This window comes from Sphingomonas sp. CFBP 13720 (assembly GCF_014842075.1).
GTDB lineage: Bacteria > Pseudomonadota > Alphaproteobacteria > Sphingomonadales > Sphingomonadaceae > Sphingomonas.
The window spans coordinates 166499-183724 of sequence record NZ_JACYVA010000001.1 but is presented as its reverse complement, the minus strand read 5'-3'; the positions used below and the strand labels follow the sequence as shown (position 1 = coordinate 183724).

Here is a 17226-nt window from a genome sequence, read left to right as displayed (position 1 = left end):
TCGTCATGCTCATAATGTGAAGCGCTATCATACTATGTGGAATTATCACAAGCCGGAATGGCGGCGCGGAGGGAGAGCGGAATGCGGTTCGGAACGATGGTCGCGGCGGCGGCGATGCTGGCTTCGTCGATGGCTGCGACGGCCAAGCCGGCAGCGGAATGGGTCGATGCCACCACCGGGCACCGCGTGGTCCGCATTAGCCGCGTGGCCGACAGCGCCAGCCTGTATTTCCATCAGAACAGCTATACGCCGCAGGGCGATCGCATGGTCGTCAGCGTGCCTGGCGGCATCGCTACGGTCGACCTGACGACGTGGGAATTGAAGCCGCTGGCGCGTGGAAAGGGCATCACGCTGTTGTTCACCGGTCGTCGCACGCGCACCGCCTATTATGCGACGCAGCTTCGCAACGATGCCAGCGGCCCCTCGACCATCCATGCGGTCGACATCGACACCGGCCGCACGCGCAAGGTGGCTGATATTCCCGGAGGGTCGATCGGTTCGATCAACGCCGACGAAACGCTGCTGCTGGGACAGGTCGCGCTGGCCCCCGGCGGGCTGCGGCCGGACGGCACGCGGCAGGATGCCCGGCACACGCCCGGCCGCGTCGTCGGTCCGGGCGAGGCCGACTATCGCGCCAACCGCGCCGACGGCACGCCGTACAGCTTCGCCGAAGCCAAGGAACGCCGGCTGAACGAACGGCTGGAAGCGGGCATTCCGATGGAGATCTTCACGATCGACCTGAAGACCGGCGAGCGCCGCGTCGTCACCGCCTCGACCGACTGGCTGAACCACATCCAGTTCTCGCCGACCGATCCGCAGCAGATCATGTATTGTCACGAAGGGCCGTGGCACAAGGTCGACCGCATCTGGACGATCCGCGCCGACGGGTCGGGCAAGCGGATGGTCCACACCCGCACGATGAACATGGAGATCGCCGGCCACGAGTTCTTTTCGGCGGACGGCAAGACCATCTGGTACGATCTGCAGACTCCGCGCGGGGAGGTGTTCTGGCTGGCCGGCTACGATCTGGCGACCGGGCGGCGGCACCAGTACAAGGTGGATCGCAACCAGTGGTCGGTGCACTATAATCAGGCGCCGGGCGGCGCGCGCTTTTCCGGTGACGGGGGCGACGCCGAGATGGTCGCGCATGCCCCGGACGGCAAATATCTCTATCTGTTCACGCCGAGAGCGATCCCCGACGTCGCCGACATTCATGCCGCCAACGCCGATGCGCTGATCGTGCCGGGCACGCTCGACGTCGAAAAGCTGGTCGACATGCGCCGGCACGATTATCGGCTGGAACCCAACATGACCTTTACGCCCGACGGCAAATGGGTCGTCTTTCGCGGCAATTTCGAAGGTGCCACGCATATCTATGCGGTCGAGGTTGCCAAGGCGGGATGAGGGAGCGCCCCGTGTGAAGGAAGGTCGCCAAGGAGCTTGCCGTGATCGGACCGCTTTAGCGCCGTCGCGCGACGATCCGGTCGATCACCACGCCGCCGCCCCGCGCGGAAAGGCCGATCCGGTGCGTACCGCCCGCCATCACGCCCGGCACCTCGATGGTGATCCGGTTGTCGAGCACGCCCTGCGCCCATGCCGCATCGCCGGTGACACGCGGTGCCGACAGGGCGTGGGGTTGCCCGTCCAGCGTCAGCTCCAGCGCGAGCGGCGCTCCGTCCGCATCGGGATAGGTCGGCAGCATCTCGACGAACAGCCGCCACGCCCCCGGCGGCAGGGACATTGCCACCGCGCCCGACACTGGTTTGCCGATGCGCGAGGCGACGACCGTCCCGTTGCGCCCGATGCCGTCGACGCGCCGCCACGTGCCCCGCATCGCCTCGGCCTCGACCACGATGTCGGTCGATGCAGGCGGGGCGGGGGCGGGAACGTCGGCGACTGGTCCGGCGACCGCAGGCACCACCGGCGGCACCGTGCGATAGGATCGCCACTGCCCGTCGGCGGGTTCGACCGCCATCATCCCCCGCCACTTGCCGCCGTTGTAGCGCGCAGTCAGCGCGGCGATGCGCGCGTCCGCCTTTTGCGCTCGTGCGGCCTCCGCCAGTGCGGCGGGCAGGTTGCCGTCGCGCAGCCGGTCGTGCGCTTCCCCGGCGAAGATACGCTCGTTCGCCATCGCCGCTGCCTCGACCGGATAGGCGACCAGTTGGAAGAACGCGTCCGTCCGCGCTGCCGGGACGCGCGGCTCGATGGAGCGCACCCGCGCGACCAGCGCGGCGAAGGCGGCGCGCCTTTTCCCGATCTCCTCCAGCGGCATCGCGCTAGCGCGTGCTTTCTGGCCCGGTAGCCACCATTGCAGATGCTCCGGTCGACGCGCGAAGTTCAGCCGGTGATGTTCGGCTAGGATGGCGGTAACCTCGCCCGCCACGTCCGGCGCGATATTTTCGGCAGCCCAGTCGCGGACGAACGCGTCGACGCCCCGATCGCGCACGCCGACATCCCATCCCAGCGACAGGAAATAATCGGTCGCCAGTTCGCCCGGCTTCAGGTCGCCGACATTCGCCACCCACATCGCCCGCGCGCCAAGGTCGTATGCCCGCCCCATTTCTTCGCCGATCAGCGCAGGCGGCGTCGTCGACAGCCACAGGTAGCTCAGCGGTGCACCCAGATAGGATAGGTGATAATAGATGCCGTGCCCGCCGCCGCGTGTGCGCTCTGCCGGCTGGGGCAGGCGGCGGATATAGCCGAAATTATCGTCGGGCCACATCAGCGTCACGTCGTCGGGAACCGCCAGCCCGGCGCGCCAGATATCCAGCACTTCCTTGTACGGCGTGAACACCTGCGGCCCGCGAACGCCCTTTAGCATCGCGCGCTGGTCGGCGATGATCCGAGCCATCAGCGCCCGCTTGTCCGTCATCGACGTCGCGCCGACGATCCCGCTGTCGTGGATACCGCGCATGCCCAGCGTCCACGCGCTTTCATATCCGCCATTGGTCGCGACCCGATCGCGCCAATATGTCGCGACGCCCGCCGGGTTCTTCGCATAGTCGAACGCGTCGGCCGGCGCGGTCCATTCGCCGACATTGTTGCGCAGCATCGGTTCGGCATGGCTCGATCCCATGACGATGCCGTAGCGATCGGCCAGCGCGGCGTTGGCGGGGTTCGCGTTGAGCGCGGGCGATACCTTGTGCATCGCCGGCCAGAGAAGGTTGGCCTTCGAACGCAGCAACAGCGTGAACAGTCGTTCGTAGGTCTTCGGACCGATCCCCCGGGCTTCCGGCTCGAACGTCGTGGCGGCCCATGGGTGCAGGCCCCAATCCTCGTCGTTCAGGAAGATGCCGCGATACTTGACCGACGGCCCGGCGAAGCGATGCGTTCCCGGCTTCACGTACAATGCGGTGCGTCGCAACGGCGTCACGTCCGCCCACCACGTCCACGGACTGACCCCGATGGCGCGCGACAGGTGATAGGCACCGAACGCGGTGCCCCGCCGGTCGCTGCCGACGATCACCAGCGCACGGCGGACGCCGGGGGCGGGGCGATCGACGGTCGCGATGCGAAACTGTTCCCACGCACCGGCCAGCCCGCGCACGTCGATCCGCCGCGCGGCGACCAGCGCATCGATCGCGCGATTGTGGCCGAGCGTCCCGACCCACACCTGCACCCCCGCCCGGACGGCGGACGTGCCGGTCACGGTCGTGATATCGTCGGCCAGATCGCGCGCGGCGATCCCGACCACCGCCGCATCGCCCGGATCGCTCACCACCGCCGCCGCGCCCGCCGGGTCCGCAAGGACGAACGCCCCGCGCACTTCGGTGTCGGACACCAGCGGGGCAGGAGCATCCCGCCCAAATGCGGCGACCGGCGACAGCAGCCAGGCCGCCACGACGATCGCCGCTACCCGCATCAGATATACGTCCGTAGGAACTCGGCGAGCGCGCAGACCGCGAGGCTCTGTCCGTACGGCATCGATGTCAGCGCAATATCCTTGTAGAATTGTTGCGTGTCGCCCATCGCGGTGCCGAAGCTGACCTGCTTCAGTTCGCCGGTCTCGTCGATATTCGCCAGCACGCCGCGCACGGCCTTGATTCCGACGGCTTCGTAGTGGCGCGGCAGATAGCCTTTGCGCACCGCCTTCAGGATGCCGTACGCAAACCCGGCGGCGGCGGACGCTTCGAGATAGCTGGTCGGATCGACGATCAGCGTATGCCACAGCCCGCTTTCGTCCTGCGTTTCGGCCAGCGTCTTCACCTGTGCCGCCAGCGTGTCGATCAGGAAGGTACGGAACGCATCGCCGACCGGCAGATCGAGGATTTCGATGATTTCCGGGATCGCGATCGTGACCCAGCAATTGCCGCGCGCCCACAGCGCCTCGGCAAAGTTATGCCGCCCGTTGAAGTCCCAGCCGTGGAACCACAGCCCCGTCTTCTTGTCGAACAGATACTTGATATGGACGAGGAACTGGCGCTTCGCCTCCTCGACATAGTGCGGGCGGTTCAGCAGCAGGCCGATCTTGGCCAGCGGCAGGACCGACATCATCAGCGTGTCGTCCCACATCTCGCCGGGGTTTTCATCGTTATAGACGATGTGCTGGAACCCGCCCTCTTCGGTCTTGGGCAGGCCGTCCGGCGCCATCAGCCACTCCGCCCACGTATCCAGATACGGGATGTAGCGCGGGTCCGGCTCGTGCTCGTACAAATAGGCGAGCGTGATGAACGGCGCGACGGTGTTGATGTTCTTGGTCGGCGTACCCTCGGCAAAGCGGTCCTCGAACCACTGCTTGATGATCGCCAGCGCGGCCTTGTCGCCCGTCTGTTCGTAATAGCGCCACATGCCGAACAGCCCGACGCCGTGCGTCCATTCCCACCCACCCCAGCCCTTGGTGTCGATGATCCGCCCATCGTCCAGATGCAGCAGGAACTCGCCGGTCTCGTCCTTGATGTTGACGAGGTTGTGCATGAGCAGGGCGATCGAGTCGCTTACCTGCTGGCGGGGAATGTCGTGGGTCAGCGCGGCCATGATAGCTCCGGTAGGATAGGGTTCACGAGGATAATGGTAGAATGGTCGGGCCTCACTGGCCCTTCGTAATGGATCGTCATCCCAGCGAAGGCTGGGATCGCCCACCACCGGAACGACGCCCGCGTGGAAGGCGGCCCCAGCCTGCGCTGGGGCGACGGCTTCGAGGCAGACCAGTGGCGTTCATCTCGCCAGCACCGATGGCGTATTCACCATCCGAACCGGCACACCGCCACGCACGTTGCGCATCGTCACCAGCTTCACGCCTTCCAGCGCGTTGCCCGGCTTGCCGTCGCTGGTCACCGCCAGCGACACGACGTTGTGACCGCGATGGTTCAGCACGCCTTCGGGGATGACGAACGTCCGCTGTGGTCCGACATGGGCGATGAATTGTCCCATATGCCACCCGTTGACGAACACCAGCACGCGGTAGTCGACCGGCGATCGCGGCACCGACGGATCGCCGAACTGCACGCCGATCGTCGCATCCTGCCCCTTGGGTACGTTCAGGTCGAAGCGGGTGCGATACCAGCTCGTCCCGGCGGGCGCGGTCGTCGCGGGAAGCGTCGCCTTCGCCCAGCGCGCGTCGTCGAAGCCGGGCAGGTGCCACCCCATCCGCTCGCCATACTGGCCGCCGTTGTTGGGCACGCCCCGCACGGTATCGACAATGTCCTCGCCGCCCTGCCGCCCCTGGATCTTCCATGCGACGGGAATGGCGAAGGACGGTCCCGACTGGCGTTCGATCGATGCCGAAATCAACCCGCGCGCTTCCTTGTGGAAATCGTCGGCATCGAGGTCCCAGTTATGACCGTTGTTGCGGACCATCACCGATACGACATGCTCGCCCGGCGTGCGTGCCGGATCGGGCAGCGCGATCGTGACCGCGCCGGTGGTAATCGGTCGCGGCAGTCCGGCGGGCAGTTCGTCCTGCCCGGCCAGCACGCCGTCAACGAACACCTGCACCATGCCCGATCCGCCCGCGCCGTAATAAAGCCGCAGCCGCTGCGCGTCCGGCGTTCCGGTAAAGCGCCCGCGATACCAGACGTCGCCTTCGTGGAAGCCATAGGCGTCCATCGACATGTTCGGTTGTCCGTCCGGCCGCGCGGTAGTGCTGGCATAGGCGCGGTTGTCGATCGCGGCCCATGCGCCGTCATCGAAACCGGGATCGGCTTCTGGCGTGCCGGGGGCCATGCGCCAGTCGGTCAACGCGGGCAACGCGACCTGTGCCGGGCCGGCAAGTGGCGCGCGGGCGACGATGCTGCCCGCCGGTCCGGCGGCGGTCGCGACGCGTGCGCCGTTCCACGTTACCGTACGCACCCGCTTGCCCGCCCATAGTTCGAGCGGCGTCGCGTCCTTCGTATCGCCCGTCAGCGTCAATGTGCCGCCGTTGGTGATCGCCTTGCGCACCAGCGCGGGGCCACGCACCAGCACGTCGCCCGATTTCCAGAACCGCGCCGCTTCGTTTTCGTCGCCGATCAGCAGCGTTAGCGGCGGACGGCCTCCGCCGCTCACCTGCACCCGCGCCAGCGTGCCATGCGTGTAGTCGAGCCGCAGGTCGCCCTTCGCCGCGTCGAACGTCGACCGAACGTCGCCCGCGATCACGCGCACGGTCGGCGCGCTGGCATAGCGCAGCATCGTCGTACCGGACTCCGCCGTGCGGCCATAGAGTAACAGAAGATCGCCGCCATCGACCTTCAGATGCGATTGCAGTTCGGACGTGGCATAGACCAGCCGCTGTCCGCCCAGCGTGACGCCCGCGACCAGCCATTTGGCATCGAAGCCGTTCAGCCGCATTTCCGGCAGCGTATATTGCCCGTCGGGCAACGCGGCGGCGATCGTGAACCGGTCGTCGGTCGCCTTGTTCGACGGGTTGTGCGTGACCAGCAGGAACCGGGCGTCGGTTTCCGGCGACCGGTTATGATACACTTGGACGTTGGGGGACGAGATCGTCACCGGACCTGCGGGGACCATGCCCGCCAGATCGGGCACCGACTGGATCAGTCCCGCCAGCGCTTTCAGCTCCTCCGCCTTTTCCCGCACCTCGCGCGTTTCGGAAAAGGCCGCGCCGTAATCGTAACTGGTGAAGACGACCGGCGCCGGCAACCAGCCCCAGCTCGTGCCGCCGAAGCCCATATAGAAGCTCTGGATCGCGATGCCGTTGGCAAGGTTGGTGCCATAGAATACTCGCTGGAACCGCTTGCCCCGCTGCAGCGCGTTGCATTCATATCCGCCGTTCGACCCCCAGTAATCGAACCAGCCGCCGCCGAACTCCGCTGCGAAGCCGGGCGTGTTCGGGCTGGCCGATGCACCACCACGCGCGCCGCCGGGACCATAGAAACCCCAGTCGGGCGCGGCCGATCCGCGCGTGACCTTGCCGCCTACCGTACAGGTGCCGCCGGGATAGCCGTCGAACGCGTACATGTCGGGCGAACCCTCGACCGTTTTCGCGACTCCCGATCCGCGCGGCACCCAGTATCCGTTGCGCCCCTGATCGTTGTGGAACAGCGGCACGGTGATGCCGTCCGCGCGCGCCTTGGCGTACAGATGATCCATGTACCGGTCCTGTGCCGGGGTGGTCAGCGCCAGTTCGTTTTCGATCTGGTGCAGGATCACCGTGCCCTTGCCATTGTTGATCTGATGGCGGGCGATGATCCGGTTCACCTGCGTCAACCATTCGTCGGCGGCGGCAAGATAGTCGGGATCGTCGGTCCGGGCCCGTGCGCGCTGGTTGACCAGCCAGCCGGGAAAGCCGCCGCGCGTCAGTTCCGCATTCACATACGGCCCGGCGCGGGTGATGACGTACAACCCTTCCTCCGCCGCCATGTCGAGCAGCCGGTCGATGTCGCGGATGCCGCTGAAATCGTACACCCCGCGCTTCGGGCTGTGGAATCCCCAGTCGAAATAGAAGGCGACGGTGTTGAAACCGCTCGCCTTCATCTTCTGCAATATGTCGCGCCAAAGGTCGGGGGAGGGCAGTCGGAACGCGTGGACTTCAGCGGACCAGACCGTCAGCCGCTTGCCGTCAATCATCAGCGACCGCGCGTCGAACGATATCCGGCCGAACTTTCGGGCGGGGGCATCGAAATTGGCGGTGGGCTTCGCCACCTGTGCCTGTGCGGGAAGTGCCGCGAGCACGGCGGCGGTGGCCATCAGGAAGTTGCGCAACATGCCGGTCATGCCATGTGGAACATGGGCGTCAGCGGCCATTCGAGCGGACGGTTATCGGCTTCCGTTTCCATCAACGGCGCCATCGATACCCACCAGCGTTGCATCACCGGATGGTCGGGCAGGGCGTCGCGCCCATTGTCGTCGGCAAGCTCCAGCGTCGCGAACAGCGCGCCCGTCGCTTCGTCGAGGAATATCCAATAGTCGGAGATACCGGCGTCGCGGAGCAGATCGGACAATTCGGGCCAGATGGCATCATGCCGCGCGCGATACTCGGCCTGCATGCCAGGTTTCAGCTGCATACGAAAGGCGTGACGCGCCATTACCCCTCCTGAATGTCCATTATATGGACGTTATACTCACAATATAGAATGATAAATCAGGGGAATCAAACGTTCCCAGTCAACTTTGTCACCTTTGCGTCCGTCACGTCGTCGAACTTCGTGGCGGGACGCGCATCACCGGGGCTGGCAAGGTGCAGTCCGTCAATCCGCAGGCCGCGAACGTGGCGGCACCACAGTCCCCATGCCGGCGTCGGACCGAACATGCTGGGTTCGGGATAGGCGTCGGCCAGCTCCGGCGGATCGACCTTCACCGCCGCGCCACCGCCCAGATAGGTCAGCCGGATATCGCGCAGCGTCACGTCCTCGATCGGGTGCCCCGGCAATCCGGCCAGCGTCGCGGCGAACCGGGGATCGATCCCGCTTGCCCGTAGTCCCTCTATGACGACCCCCCGGATCGTGCCGGTGCCGGTTCCTGCCGGCCCCCGCCGCCGGTCGCCGATCCGCAGGAACAGCGGCGCGGTGGTAACTTCGTCCATCGTCACGTCGCGGACGATCACGTCCTCCATCACCCCGCCATCGACCGTTTCCAGCGCCACGCCGCGCGACCGGGTGAAACGGCATCGTTCGATCCTGATCCGGCGGTATCCGCCGTTGCTTTCGGTGCCCAGCTTGATCCGTCCCGTCACCCGGTCCCGATCGGGCGCGATCTGCTGCGTCCGTCGGCGGGTGCCGTCGATCATCGTGCCCAAGTCGAACCCCGACACGTCGCAGTCGCGGATCGTGACGTCTTCCGATGCGATCACCCGCCCTAGCGCGAAGCTGCTCTTTACCACGATCGCATCGTCGTTCGGCGAATTGACCCGGCACCCTTCGACCAGCACCCGCGATACGCAATCGAGGTCGATGCCGTCGCGGTCGGTGTCGATCGTCAGGTTACGCAATGTCAGGTCGCTGCATCCGGTCGCGAGGATCGCGAAATGGCCGCCCTTGCGGATGCTCAACCCCTCGATCCGCACGTCGCGCGCATCGACCAGTGCGATCGCCTTGTTACCCAGCCCGTTCATCCGTGCGGCATCGGGTTCCAGTGCCGCGATTTCCGCCGCCGTCATCTGACGCATTGACAGCGGCCGTTCGCCTGCCTGTTTTCGCCAACGCGCGCCCGGGCCGTCGCGCGTCAGTCCGGCACCGTCGATCCCGCCGGGGCCGAGGATCGCGACCCGCCGAACCCCGTCGCCGACGATCAGGCTGTTGTGCCAATGGCTGTGCCCGAAATCCTGATACAACTGCTCGCCGCGATCCTCGGGCAGGGCGTAGCGCCCCCCATCGGTCGCCGGATCGGCGGCCACGATCGTCGCACCTTCCTCCAGCACCAGCGTGACGTTACTCACGAGGCGCAACGTGAAGCAGCGATATCGCCCGCGCGGCACGATTACTATTCCACCGCCGTGGCCTGCATGATCGATCGCCTGCTGGATCGCCTGCGTATCGATCGTCCGATCGTCTCCCCGAGCGCCGAACGTGCGCACGTCGAACCGCCGCGCCGCATGGGCGGGAAAGGGCAGCAGCAGCAACGCCGCGACCACGCTGCGCCGCCCGATCAATTGCCGGCCGGGCGGTCGGCGCTGCGCGCGGTGCTGGCGACGATCGCGACGGTGTCGGGCAGGGGTGGCCGCGCCGGATCGAACCGCGCGGCGGTGACATGCTCGGCCAGTCCGGGAATGGCGCGCATCCCCTCCGCAACGCCGCGCGCCAGCAGCCACGCGCCGTAATTGTTATGGTGGGTCTTGTCCGCCCCGCCGTCGTTGAACGCCGACGGGCTGCGCTGCGGTCCCAGCGCTTCGTACAGCGTCACGCTGGTCCGGTTCAGGTCGATCAGCGGCACCCGCTCTTCCTGCGCCACCGCCCGCACGGCGGCAGGATAGTCCGCCAGCGACGGTACGATATGTCCGGTTGCGTCGAAATTGCGCCGCTCCGGGCTGGTCACCAGCACCGGGTGCGCGCCGCGCCGCCGGGCCTCGGCGATGTAGGCCTTCAGATACGCGCGGTAGGTCGTGGCCGCTTCGGCATAGGTTTGCGGCCACTGCGCCTTCTGGTCGTTATGGCCGAACTGGATGAACAGCCAGTCTCCGGCCTTCATCGTCGACAACGCTTTGTCCAGCCGCAACTCGGTCAGGAACGCTTTCAGCGTCTCGCCCGACTCCGCATGGTTGGCCACCGCGACCTCGCCGTCCACGAATGCAGGGAGCATCTGTCCCCAACTCGCCGCCGGCTCGCCCGACTGGTCGGTGACGGTGGAATCGCCGGTCAGGTACAGGGTCGGCACCTGAGCCGGTTCGATCCGCACTGTCCGCACCGCCGCGTCGCCCAATAGTTCCAGCGTCAACCGGTCGTCCCATGTCGGGCTGCCCGCCTCGCGCGGTTTCAGGCGGACCATCGTTCCGCCCGGCGCATTGGGGGGCGGTGGTGCCAGCATCGCGGTGCGGGTGTTGACGACGAAACTGCGGGTCACGCTTTGTCCGCGCCCGGTGGCGACGCGATCCAGCATAAGCCGTCGCGCCTCCGCCTTGATCGTCGTCGTCGCCGCGCGCGCATCGCCCAGCGTCACCGTGACGCGCCAGTTTCCCTCGGGCAGCGCGACCGAAAATCGCCTGCCGCCGCCTGGTTCATAGCCGACTCCCTCGCGATAGGGCTGCTCGCGCTCGACCTTCGTCTCGCCCGGCCGGACCCGCGCGTCGTCCAGCCGATAGGTGACCGGCGTGACGGGCCCGGCGAGCAGCATCGCGAGGGCGGCGATCACTTGGGCGCGACCTGCGCGTGGGGCGGCTGGTTGTACGCCGTGTTCTGCCACGCCACGCCAAGGCGATAGATCGGATCGTGCATCAACGTCACCCGACGGATCATGGTCGGGTACGGTGTAGTATAGACGCGCAGTTCGCTGCTGTCCTCGCTACGCAACACCACTTCCTCGCGCCAGTCGCCGAGGATGTCGGCCGACAGGGCGGGGTTCGATTTGGTGCCGTTGTTCGACGTCGCGCCGGTCGCTTCCAGCAACGGAATTTCCGTGCCGGTGCGCCAGTCCCATTTGGTGATGCGGTTGCGGTCGAGCAGTTCGCGCTGGGCATCGCCGTCCCACCAGATCGCGAAATTGGCGACGCGCGGCTTGGGGCCGGGGATCACCTGTCCGCGTGCGGTGTAGAGGTTCGGCGTGCTGGAATTCCAGTTCTCGTCGCCCGCATGGCGCGGATCGATATCGGCGGACAGGCCGCGACCGGTGTCCTTGGTCGCGGGGGTCGTCCACAGCACCTGCCCGGTCCGCGCATCCAGCATCGCCGATCCGATGCCGCCGTTGCGCGACACGTTCTCGTGCACTCCGAATTTTTCAAGGCCGGGTCGGGTCGGGTCGAGATCGGCGACATGCATCGCATCGCCATGCCCCAGCCCGGCGCTCCACAGCCCCTTGCCGGTATCGTCGAGCGCCATCGATCCATAGAGTATCTCGTCACGCCCATCGTCATCGACATCGGCGACCGACAGATTGTGATTGCCCTGTCCGCCGAACTTTTCGTTACCCGGCGTCGCGCTGTCGAACAGCCAGCGGCGCGTCAGCCGACCGTTGCGCCAGTCCCATGCCGCGATGGTCGAGCGCGCGTAATAGCCGCGCGCGAAGATGCCACTCGGTCGCTTTCCGTCGAGGAACGCGACCCCCGCGAGGAATCGGTCCGACCGGTTGGCATAGGCATCGCCCCACAACGCCGTCATCGCTTCGGGAGTATCCGCGCCGCGCGGCGGGGCATAGGGTTCCGTCGCAAGCGCACGACCCGTACGTCCGTCGAACACGCTCAGATATTCGGGACCATGAAGGATACGCCCTTCGAGGCGCGCGACCTTGCGACCATCGGGCAGCGTCTGCGCGCCCGTGCGGTCGGCCTGATCCACTTCGCCGCCCTTGCCGCGCCAGTCGGCATTCGGGTCGCCCAGCACGCGACCGGTGCCGTCGACCGTGCCGTCGCCGGTCTTCATCATGATCTCCGCGCGGCCATCGCCGTCGAAGTCGAACACCATGAAATGCGTGTAATGCGCACCCGACCGGATGTTGCGGCCCAGATCGATGCGCCACAGCCGCTTGCCGTCCAGCGTATAGGCATCGAGCAGCGTTTCGCCGCTATAGCCGCCGAACGCATTGTCCTTCGAAACGGTCGTATCCCACTTCACCACGATCTCGTACCGGCCGTCGCCGTCCAGATCGCCGACGCTGGCGTCGTTGGCGGTATATTCGTAGCGTTCGCCAGTTGGCGTGGTCCGCGCCGTCGGACGGTCGAGCGGGATCGAGAGATAGCCGTTCGCCCAAGGCGTCGCCGACACCGCCGGTTCGCGCCCGCCGATCCGTTCTAGCGTATAGCGCGACGCGGCGGTCCCGCCGGCATCGTGGAAACTGGTCGCCCCGGTCACGCGCGGCGCGATCGGACGACCGTCGCGCAACAGGCGGAACGCGGTCCGCTTCGCATCCGACGCCGTCAGCCGCCACGACACATGGTTGCCGCCATCCTTTGCCGGAACCGCCACGAGTCCCCGGTCGAACCGTTCGACGGGACGCGTCGGGGTCGGCTGGGCATGGGCGGTCGCAGGCATCAGCGCGGCGGCACCCGCCCATAAAATACTGGCGTATGAATTGCGCATTTCAGTCCTCCCGGCGTCGTGGTGTGTTCCCACCATATGGACGCTGATATCATATTGCGAAAATCCTGCTTTGCAACGCAAGCTTTTGACGGTAAGTCCGATAAATCGCTTTGTCGCTGAATTGGGATGACGGGGAATACCCTCGCATTCAGTGGGAATTATGGAGGGGTCACTATGTCACGCATCGCCAATCGCCGGTCGCAGGTCCGTTGGGCTGCATCCGGTCTCGCGCTCCTGATCGCATCGGGCAGCGCGCCGGCATGGGCGCAGGTCGCGCCTGAAACCGGCAACGCACCGGCCACCGGTACGACTGCCCAGTCGCCCACGGACCCGTTGGCCGAAGAAACCGACATTCTCGTCACCGGTACGCGGGCATCGCTCCAGTCGGCCAACGCACGCAAGAAGAACGCCGACACGGTGGTCGACTCGATCGTCGCGGAAGACATTGCCAGCTTTCCCGACAAGAATGTCGGCGAGGCGCTGGCGCGGGTAACCGGTGTCCAGCTGCAACGAGACTTTGGCGAAGGCAGCAAGATTTCGATCCGCGGCGTTGAACCCGATTTGAATCGCGTCGAGGTCAACGGCGTCAGCCAGCAGTCGCCCGGCGGCGAGCGCAGCGGCGATTTCCGTGAACTGGCCGTCGAACTGGTCAAATCGGTCGACGTGTACAAGGGCTATACCGTCGACCTGACCGAAGGCGGCATCGGCGGCACCGTGCGGGTTGAGACCCGCCGTCCGCTCGAACTGGTGAAGCCGCTGTTCAGCATCAAGGGTGAGGCCCAGCGCCTCAACCTCACCGAAAAATGGCGCCCGCGCTTCAACCTGACGGCGGGTCGTTCCGATCTGCTCGACGGCCGGCTGGGCGTGTTGTTCAACGTGACTCACAGCGTCGTCGACACGCGCGGTGATTCGGTCGCGAACACCAACTGGCAGCGTTATCTCGATTTCGATCGCTCGCCGGAAAAGACCGTTGCCGATCCGGCCTATGCCAATTTCGGCAGCTACGAGAGCTGCGCCGGCACCACGGGCACGACGGCGGCGCTCGCGACGGCGGCTCGGCTGGCATGCGAAACCCAGTTCTTCGACTGGTCGCCGGGCTCGGTGCGCTATCGCAACAACGAGCGCACTGATGCGCGCACGTCGGTCGACTTTCAGGCGCAGGTCCAGTTCGCCGACAATTTCTCGGTCTGGGGTCAGGTTCAGCTGAACTACCGCAACCAGAATCTGCGCGACACCAACTACGCCGTAAACATGGGCGGCGGCCTGAACAACGCGGGCATCGTCAGCAGCACGCCGGACATCACCCGCTACAATCTCGACGCGGCATTGGCCAACAACGCCGCCGGGGGAACGTCGCGCCCGCGTCCGACGCAGTCGTTCGTCACGACCGACGGCCACGTCTTGACCAGCTGGACGACCGCGCTGAACGCCGGCACGCCCCCGGGGAACAACATCGTCGCCAATTCGGGCGGGGCAAGCAACATCGTCGGCGTTCAGCGCCGCGATTTCAGCTATGACGAGAACACACGCTATCTCCAGACCGGGTTCAAATGGGACCTCGACCGGATGAAGATGGTGTTCCTTGCATCCCGCTCGGAAGGCAACCGCGTCAACGAAACCAATCTGGTATCGATCACGACCGGGGTGTCGGGCATTTCGGTCGACCGCCGCAACGACGATGGTCTGCCGATCATCACCTTTCCCAGTGCCTTCGATCCTGCAAACATCGCGGCCTATGGTGACAATACCCGGCGCGGTGCCAATGGCCAGCTGCTGGTGCAGTCCGGGCCCAACGTTCAATACCGCCCCAGTCAGAACGACTCCGCCGAAGATCAGCTGAAGCTCGACGTCGATTACGATCTGGACTCGGGGTTCCTCAAAAGCCTCAAGTTCGGTGGCCAGTATCGTAGTCAGGATCTGGTTTTCTATGGCGCGGGTGGCAGCCGGCTGCTGTCGCCGCAAGTGACGGCGGTGCCGGCCGCCGGTATTGTCGCCCAGCCGGCAGTGTTCCAGTATAACAACAACGTGTCGTACACGACGGTCATCGGCCCGGTGCCCGCCACCGGCGCACAGCCCAACACCTATTATTTCAGCCCTGCCCAGTATCAGCAGTTTCTCCAGACCAATGGCGGCATCACCGGAGGCGCGCCGCTGTTCGGCGGGATCGACGCGGTCGAAGGCGCGCCTACACGTCTGGCGCAACCGCTGTTCGATTTCGCCAATCTGTCGCGGTTCTACGACCTGTCCGGCTTCAATCAGGACCGGGTACGTGAAGCAAATGGTCTGCCGCAGATCCCGGGCTACATCATCAACGAGAAGATCGTTGCCGGGTATCTGAAGCTGAACTTCGGCACCGAAATCTTCGGGATGCCGCTGACCGGCAACGGCGGCATGCGGTACACCTACACCCGTGATGACTCGACCAGCAGCAATACACGGCGCGAAAACCGCGTGCGGCCGGGTACGGGCGTTAACGGCATTCCACCAGTAATCGAAATCGCCACCGTCGCGGTGCAGGAAGTGACGCTGACCAACGATTATCACGACTGGTTGCCGGCGGTGAACCTGTCGCTGGAGGTACAGCCCAACCTGTTCGTCCGTGCGACCTACGCCAAGAATCTGGCACGCCCGCGTCCGACCGATCTGTCGCCCGCCGTTAATTGCGTCATCGATACGGCGGACTCGATCGCCGGCGAAGACACCTGCACGGCTGGCAACCCGTCGCTAAAGCCGTATCGTGCCGATCAATACGACCTGAACGCAGCATGGTATCCCAATGCCGACACCGTCGTCAGCATCGGCTATTATTACAAGAACATCAAAAGCTTCGTTCTGCCGGCTCAGGTTATCGCGGGCGTCGACCTGTTCGGTGACGGCGCATTGTTCACGGTCCGCCAGCCGACCAACGGCTTCGGGGCGAAGCTCGACGGGTTCGAATTCAGTGCATCGACGGCGTTCACCTTCCTGCCCGCGCCGTTCGACGGTTTCGGGGTGAACGGCAACTTCACCTACAGCCGCGCGCTCAACAGCTCGCTGACGAACGTGGCGACGGGCGAAGCGCTCGACGCGTTTCCCGGCCTGTCCAAATACACGTACAATGGCAGCGTTTTCTACGACAAGGACTGGCTGAACGCCCGGGTCAGCTACAACAAGCGCAGCGACTATCTGCTCACGGCCGCCGACGCGTCGGTCAGCAACAACCCGGTATTCCGGCGGGGCGAAACCTATGTCGATGCGCGGGTCCAGTTCCGCATCACGCCGCAGTACAGCCTGTTCTTCGAAGCGCTGAACCTGACCAACGAACTGGCGCGGTCGTACATCGATGACGCCCGTTCGATCGAATACAGCGATTATGGCCGCCGCATCTTCGTGGGTGCGCAGTTCAAGCTGTGACCGACCGGGCCGGACGTCTTCCTGCGATGCCGTTCCGGCCCGGCCCCGATTTCCCCACCTGCACCCGGACGCCCTCGTGGCGGCCGGGTGTTCTTGTATCCGCGCTGCTGCTCGGCGCGTGCATACATCCGGTGGAGGCGCCAGCGTGGCGGATCGAGGCCGAAGACCCGGCGGCGATCGTGCGCATCGGGTCGTCCGGCAGCATCGATATCGATACCGCGAAGGGGCTGACGCTGTGGCACCCGCAACGGCTTACCGGGCCGGTGCGCATCCGGTTCGAGGCGATGGCCGTAGCACGCGGCGGGCCGAACGATGCGGTCAGCGACCTCAACGCCTTCTGGATGGCCAGTGATCCTGCCGCACCCGATGGCTCGGTGTTCGCCGCCGGCCGCTTCGGCAGGTTCGAACGGTATGATACGCTAAAGACCTATTATGTCGGGATCGGTGGCAACCGGAACACGACGACGCGGATGCGCCGCTATGTCGGCGTGCCCGGTGTCCGTCCGCTGTTGCCCGAACACGACCGAACGGGTGCGGCGGATATGCTGCGTCCCAATCGCTGGACGACGATCACGCTGATCGCGGATGGTTCGCATATCGCGGTCGAACGCGACGGGCGTACGCTGTTCGTCCTGAACGATGCCGAACCCTATCGCAGCGGCTGGTTCGCACTCCGTACGACGCAGAGCCATTTGAAGATCCGCCGTCTTCGCATCTCTCACCGATAAGGAACCGC

10 protein-coding genes are annotated in these 17226 nt (G+C 65.7%); 3 read left to right on the top strand and 7 right to left on the bottom strand.

All coding sequences use genetic code 11. The features are described from left to right. Positions 1 to 81: 81 nt before the first annotated feature. Positions 82 to 1404: an oligogalacturonate lyase family protein gene (locus IFT55_RS00905; RefSeq protein ID WP_192088516.1), complete on the top strand. Its 1323-nt coding sequence runs from the start codon at positions 82 to 84 to the stop codon at positions 1402 to 1404. A gap of 55 nt (positions 1405 to 1459) precedes the next feature. Here the strand turns inward: IFT55_RS00905 and IFT55_RS00900 are convergent, their stop codons facing one another. The 7 genes from IFT55_RS00900 to IFT55_RS00870 all read right to left on the bottom strand — a co-directional run bounded on the left by IFT55_RS00900 (position 1460) and on the right by IFT55_RS00870 (position 13097). After that, a complete protein-coding gene (locus IFT55_RS00900; protein ID WP_192088515.1) occupies positions 1460 to 3862 on the bottom strand; it encodes a glycosyl hydrolase 115 family protein in 2403 nt (800 codons plus the stop codon). After that, positions 3862 to 4974 carry a beta-galactosidase BglB gene (bglB, locus tag IFT55_RS00895; protein WP_192088514.1) on the bottom strand — a complete coding sequence of 371 codons (1113 nt, stop codon included), beginning with the start codon at positions 4972 to 4974 and terminating at the stop codon, positions 3862 to 3864. The genes IFT55_RS00900 and bglB overlap by 1 nt, the downstream gene beginning before the upstream one ends. A 180-nt stretch (positions 4975 to 5154) precedes the next feature. After that, entirely contained in the window at positions 5155 to 8139 is a 2985-nt protein-coding gene (locus IFT55_RS00890) for a beta-galactosidase (RefSeq protein ID WP_192089608.1), read from the bottom strand. Between the two features lie 5 nt (positions 8140 to 8144). Continuing rightward, a complete protein-coding gene (locus IFT55_RS00885; protein WP_192088513.1) occupies positions 8145 to 8459 on the bottom strand; it encodes an L-rhamnose mutarotase in 315 nt (104 codons plus the stop codon). A gap of 65 nt (positions 8460 to 8524) precedes the next feature. Next, positions 8525 to 10018, bottom strand: coding sequence for a rhamnogalacturonidase (locus tag IFT55_RS00880; RefSeq protein WP_192089606.1), 1494 nt, complete (start codon positions 10016 to 10018; stop codon positions 8525 to 8527). After that, positions 10018 to 11217, bottom strand: a complete 1200-nt coding sequence (locus tag IFT55_RS00875; RefSeq protein WP_342029194.1) for a rhamnogalacturonan acetylesterase — start codon at positions 11215 to 11217, stop codon at positions 10018 to 10020. Before IFT55_RS00875 ends, IFT55_RS00880 begins: the two co-directional genes overlap by 1 nt. Continuing rightward, a complete protein-coding gene (locus IFT55_RS00870; RefSeq protein WP_192088512.1) occupies positions 11214 to 13097 on the bottom strand; it encodes a rhamnogalacturonan lyase in 1884 nt (627 codons plus the stop codon). The genes IFT55_RS00875 and IFT55_RS00870 overlap by 4 nt, the downstream gene beginning before the upstream one ends. Positions 13098 to 13271: 174 nt before the next feature. Between IFT55_RS00870 and IFT55_RS00865 the strand changes: the two genes are divergently transcribed. Both IFT55_RS00865 and IFT55_RS00860 read left to right on the top strand, forming a co-directional pair. After that, entirely contained in the window at positions 13272 to 16490 is a 3219-nt protein-coding gene (locus tag IFT55_RS00865) for a TonB-dependent receptor (RefSeq protein ID WP_192088511.1), read from the top strand. A 131-nt stretch (positions 16491 to 16621) separates the two neighbouring features. Continuing rightward, positions 16622 to 17218, top strand: a complete 597-nt coding sequence (locus IFT55_RS00860; protein WP_342029193.1) for a DUF6250 domain-containing protein — start codon at positions 16622 to 16624, stop codon at positions 17216 to 17218. Positions 17219 to 17226 lie beyond the last annotated feature (8 nt).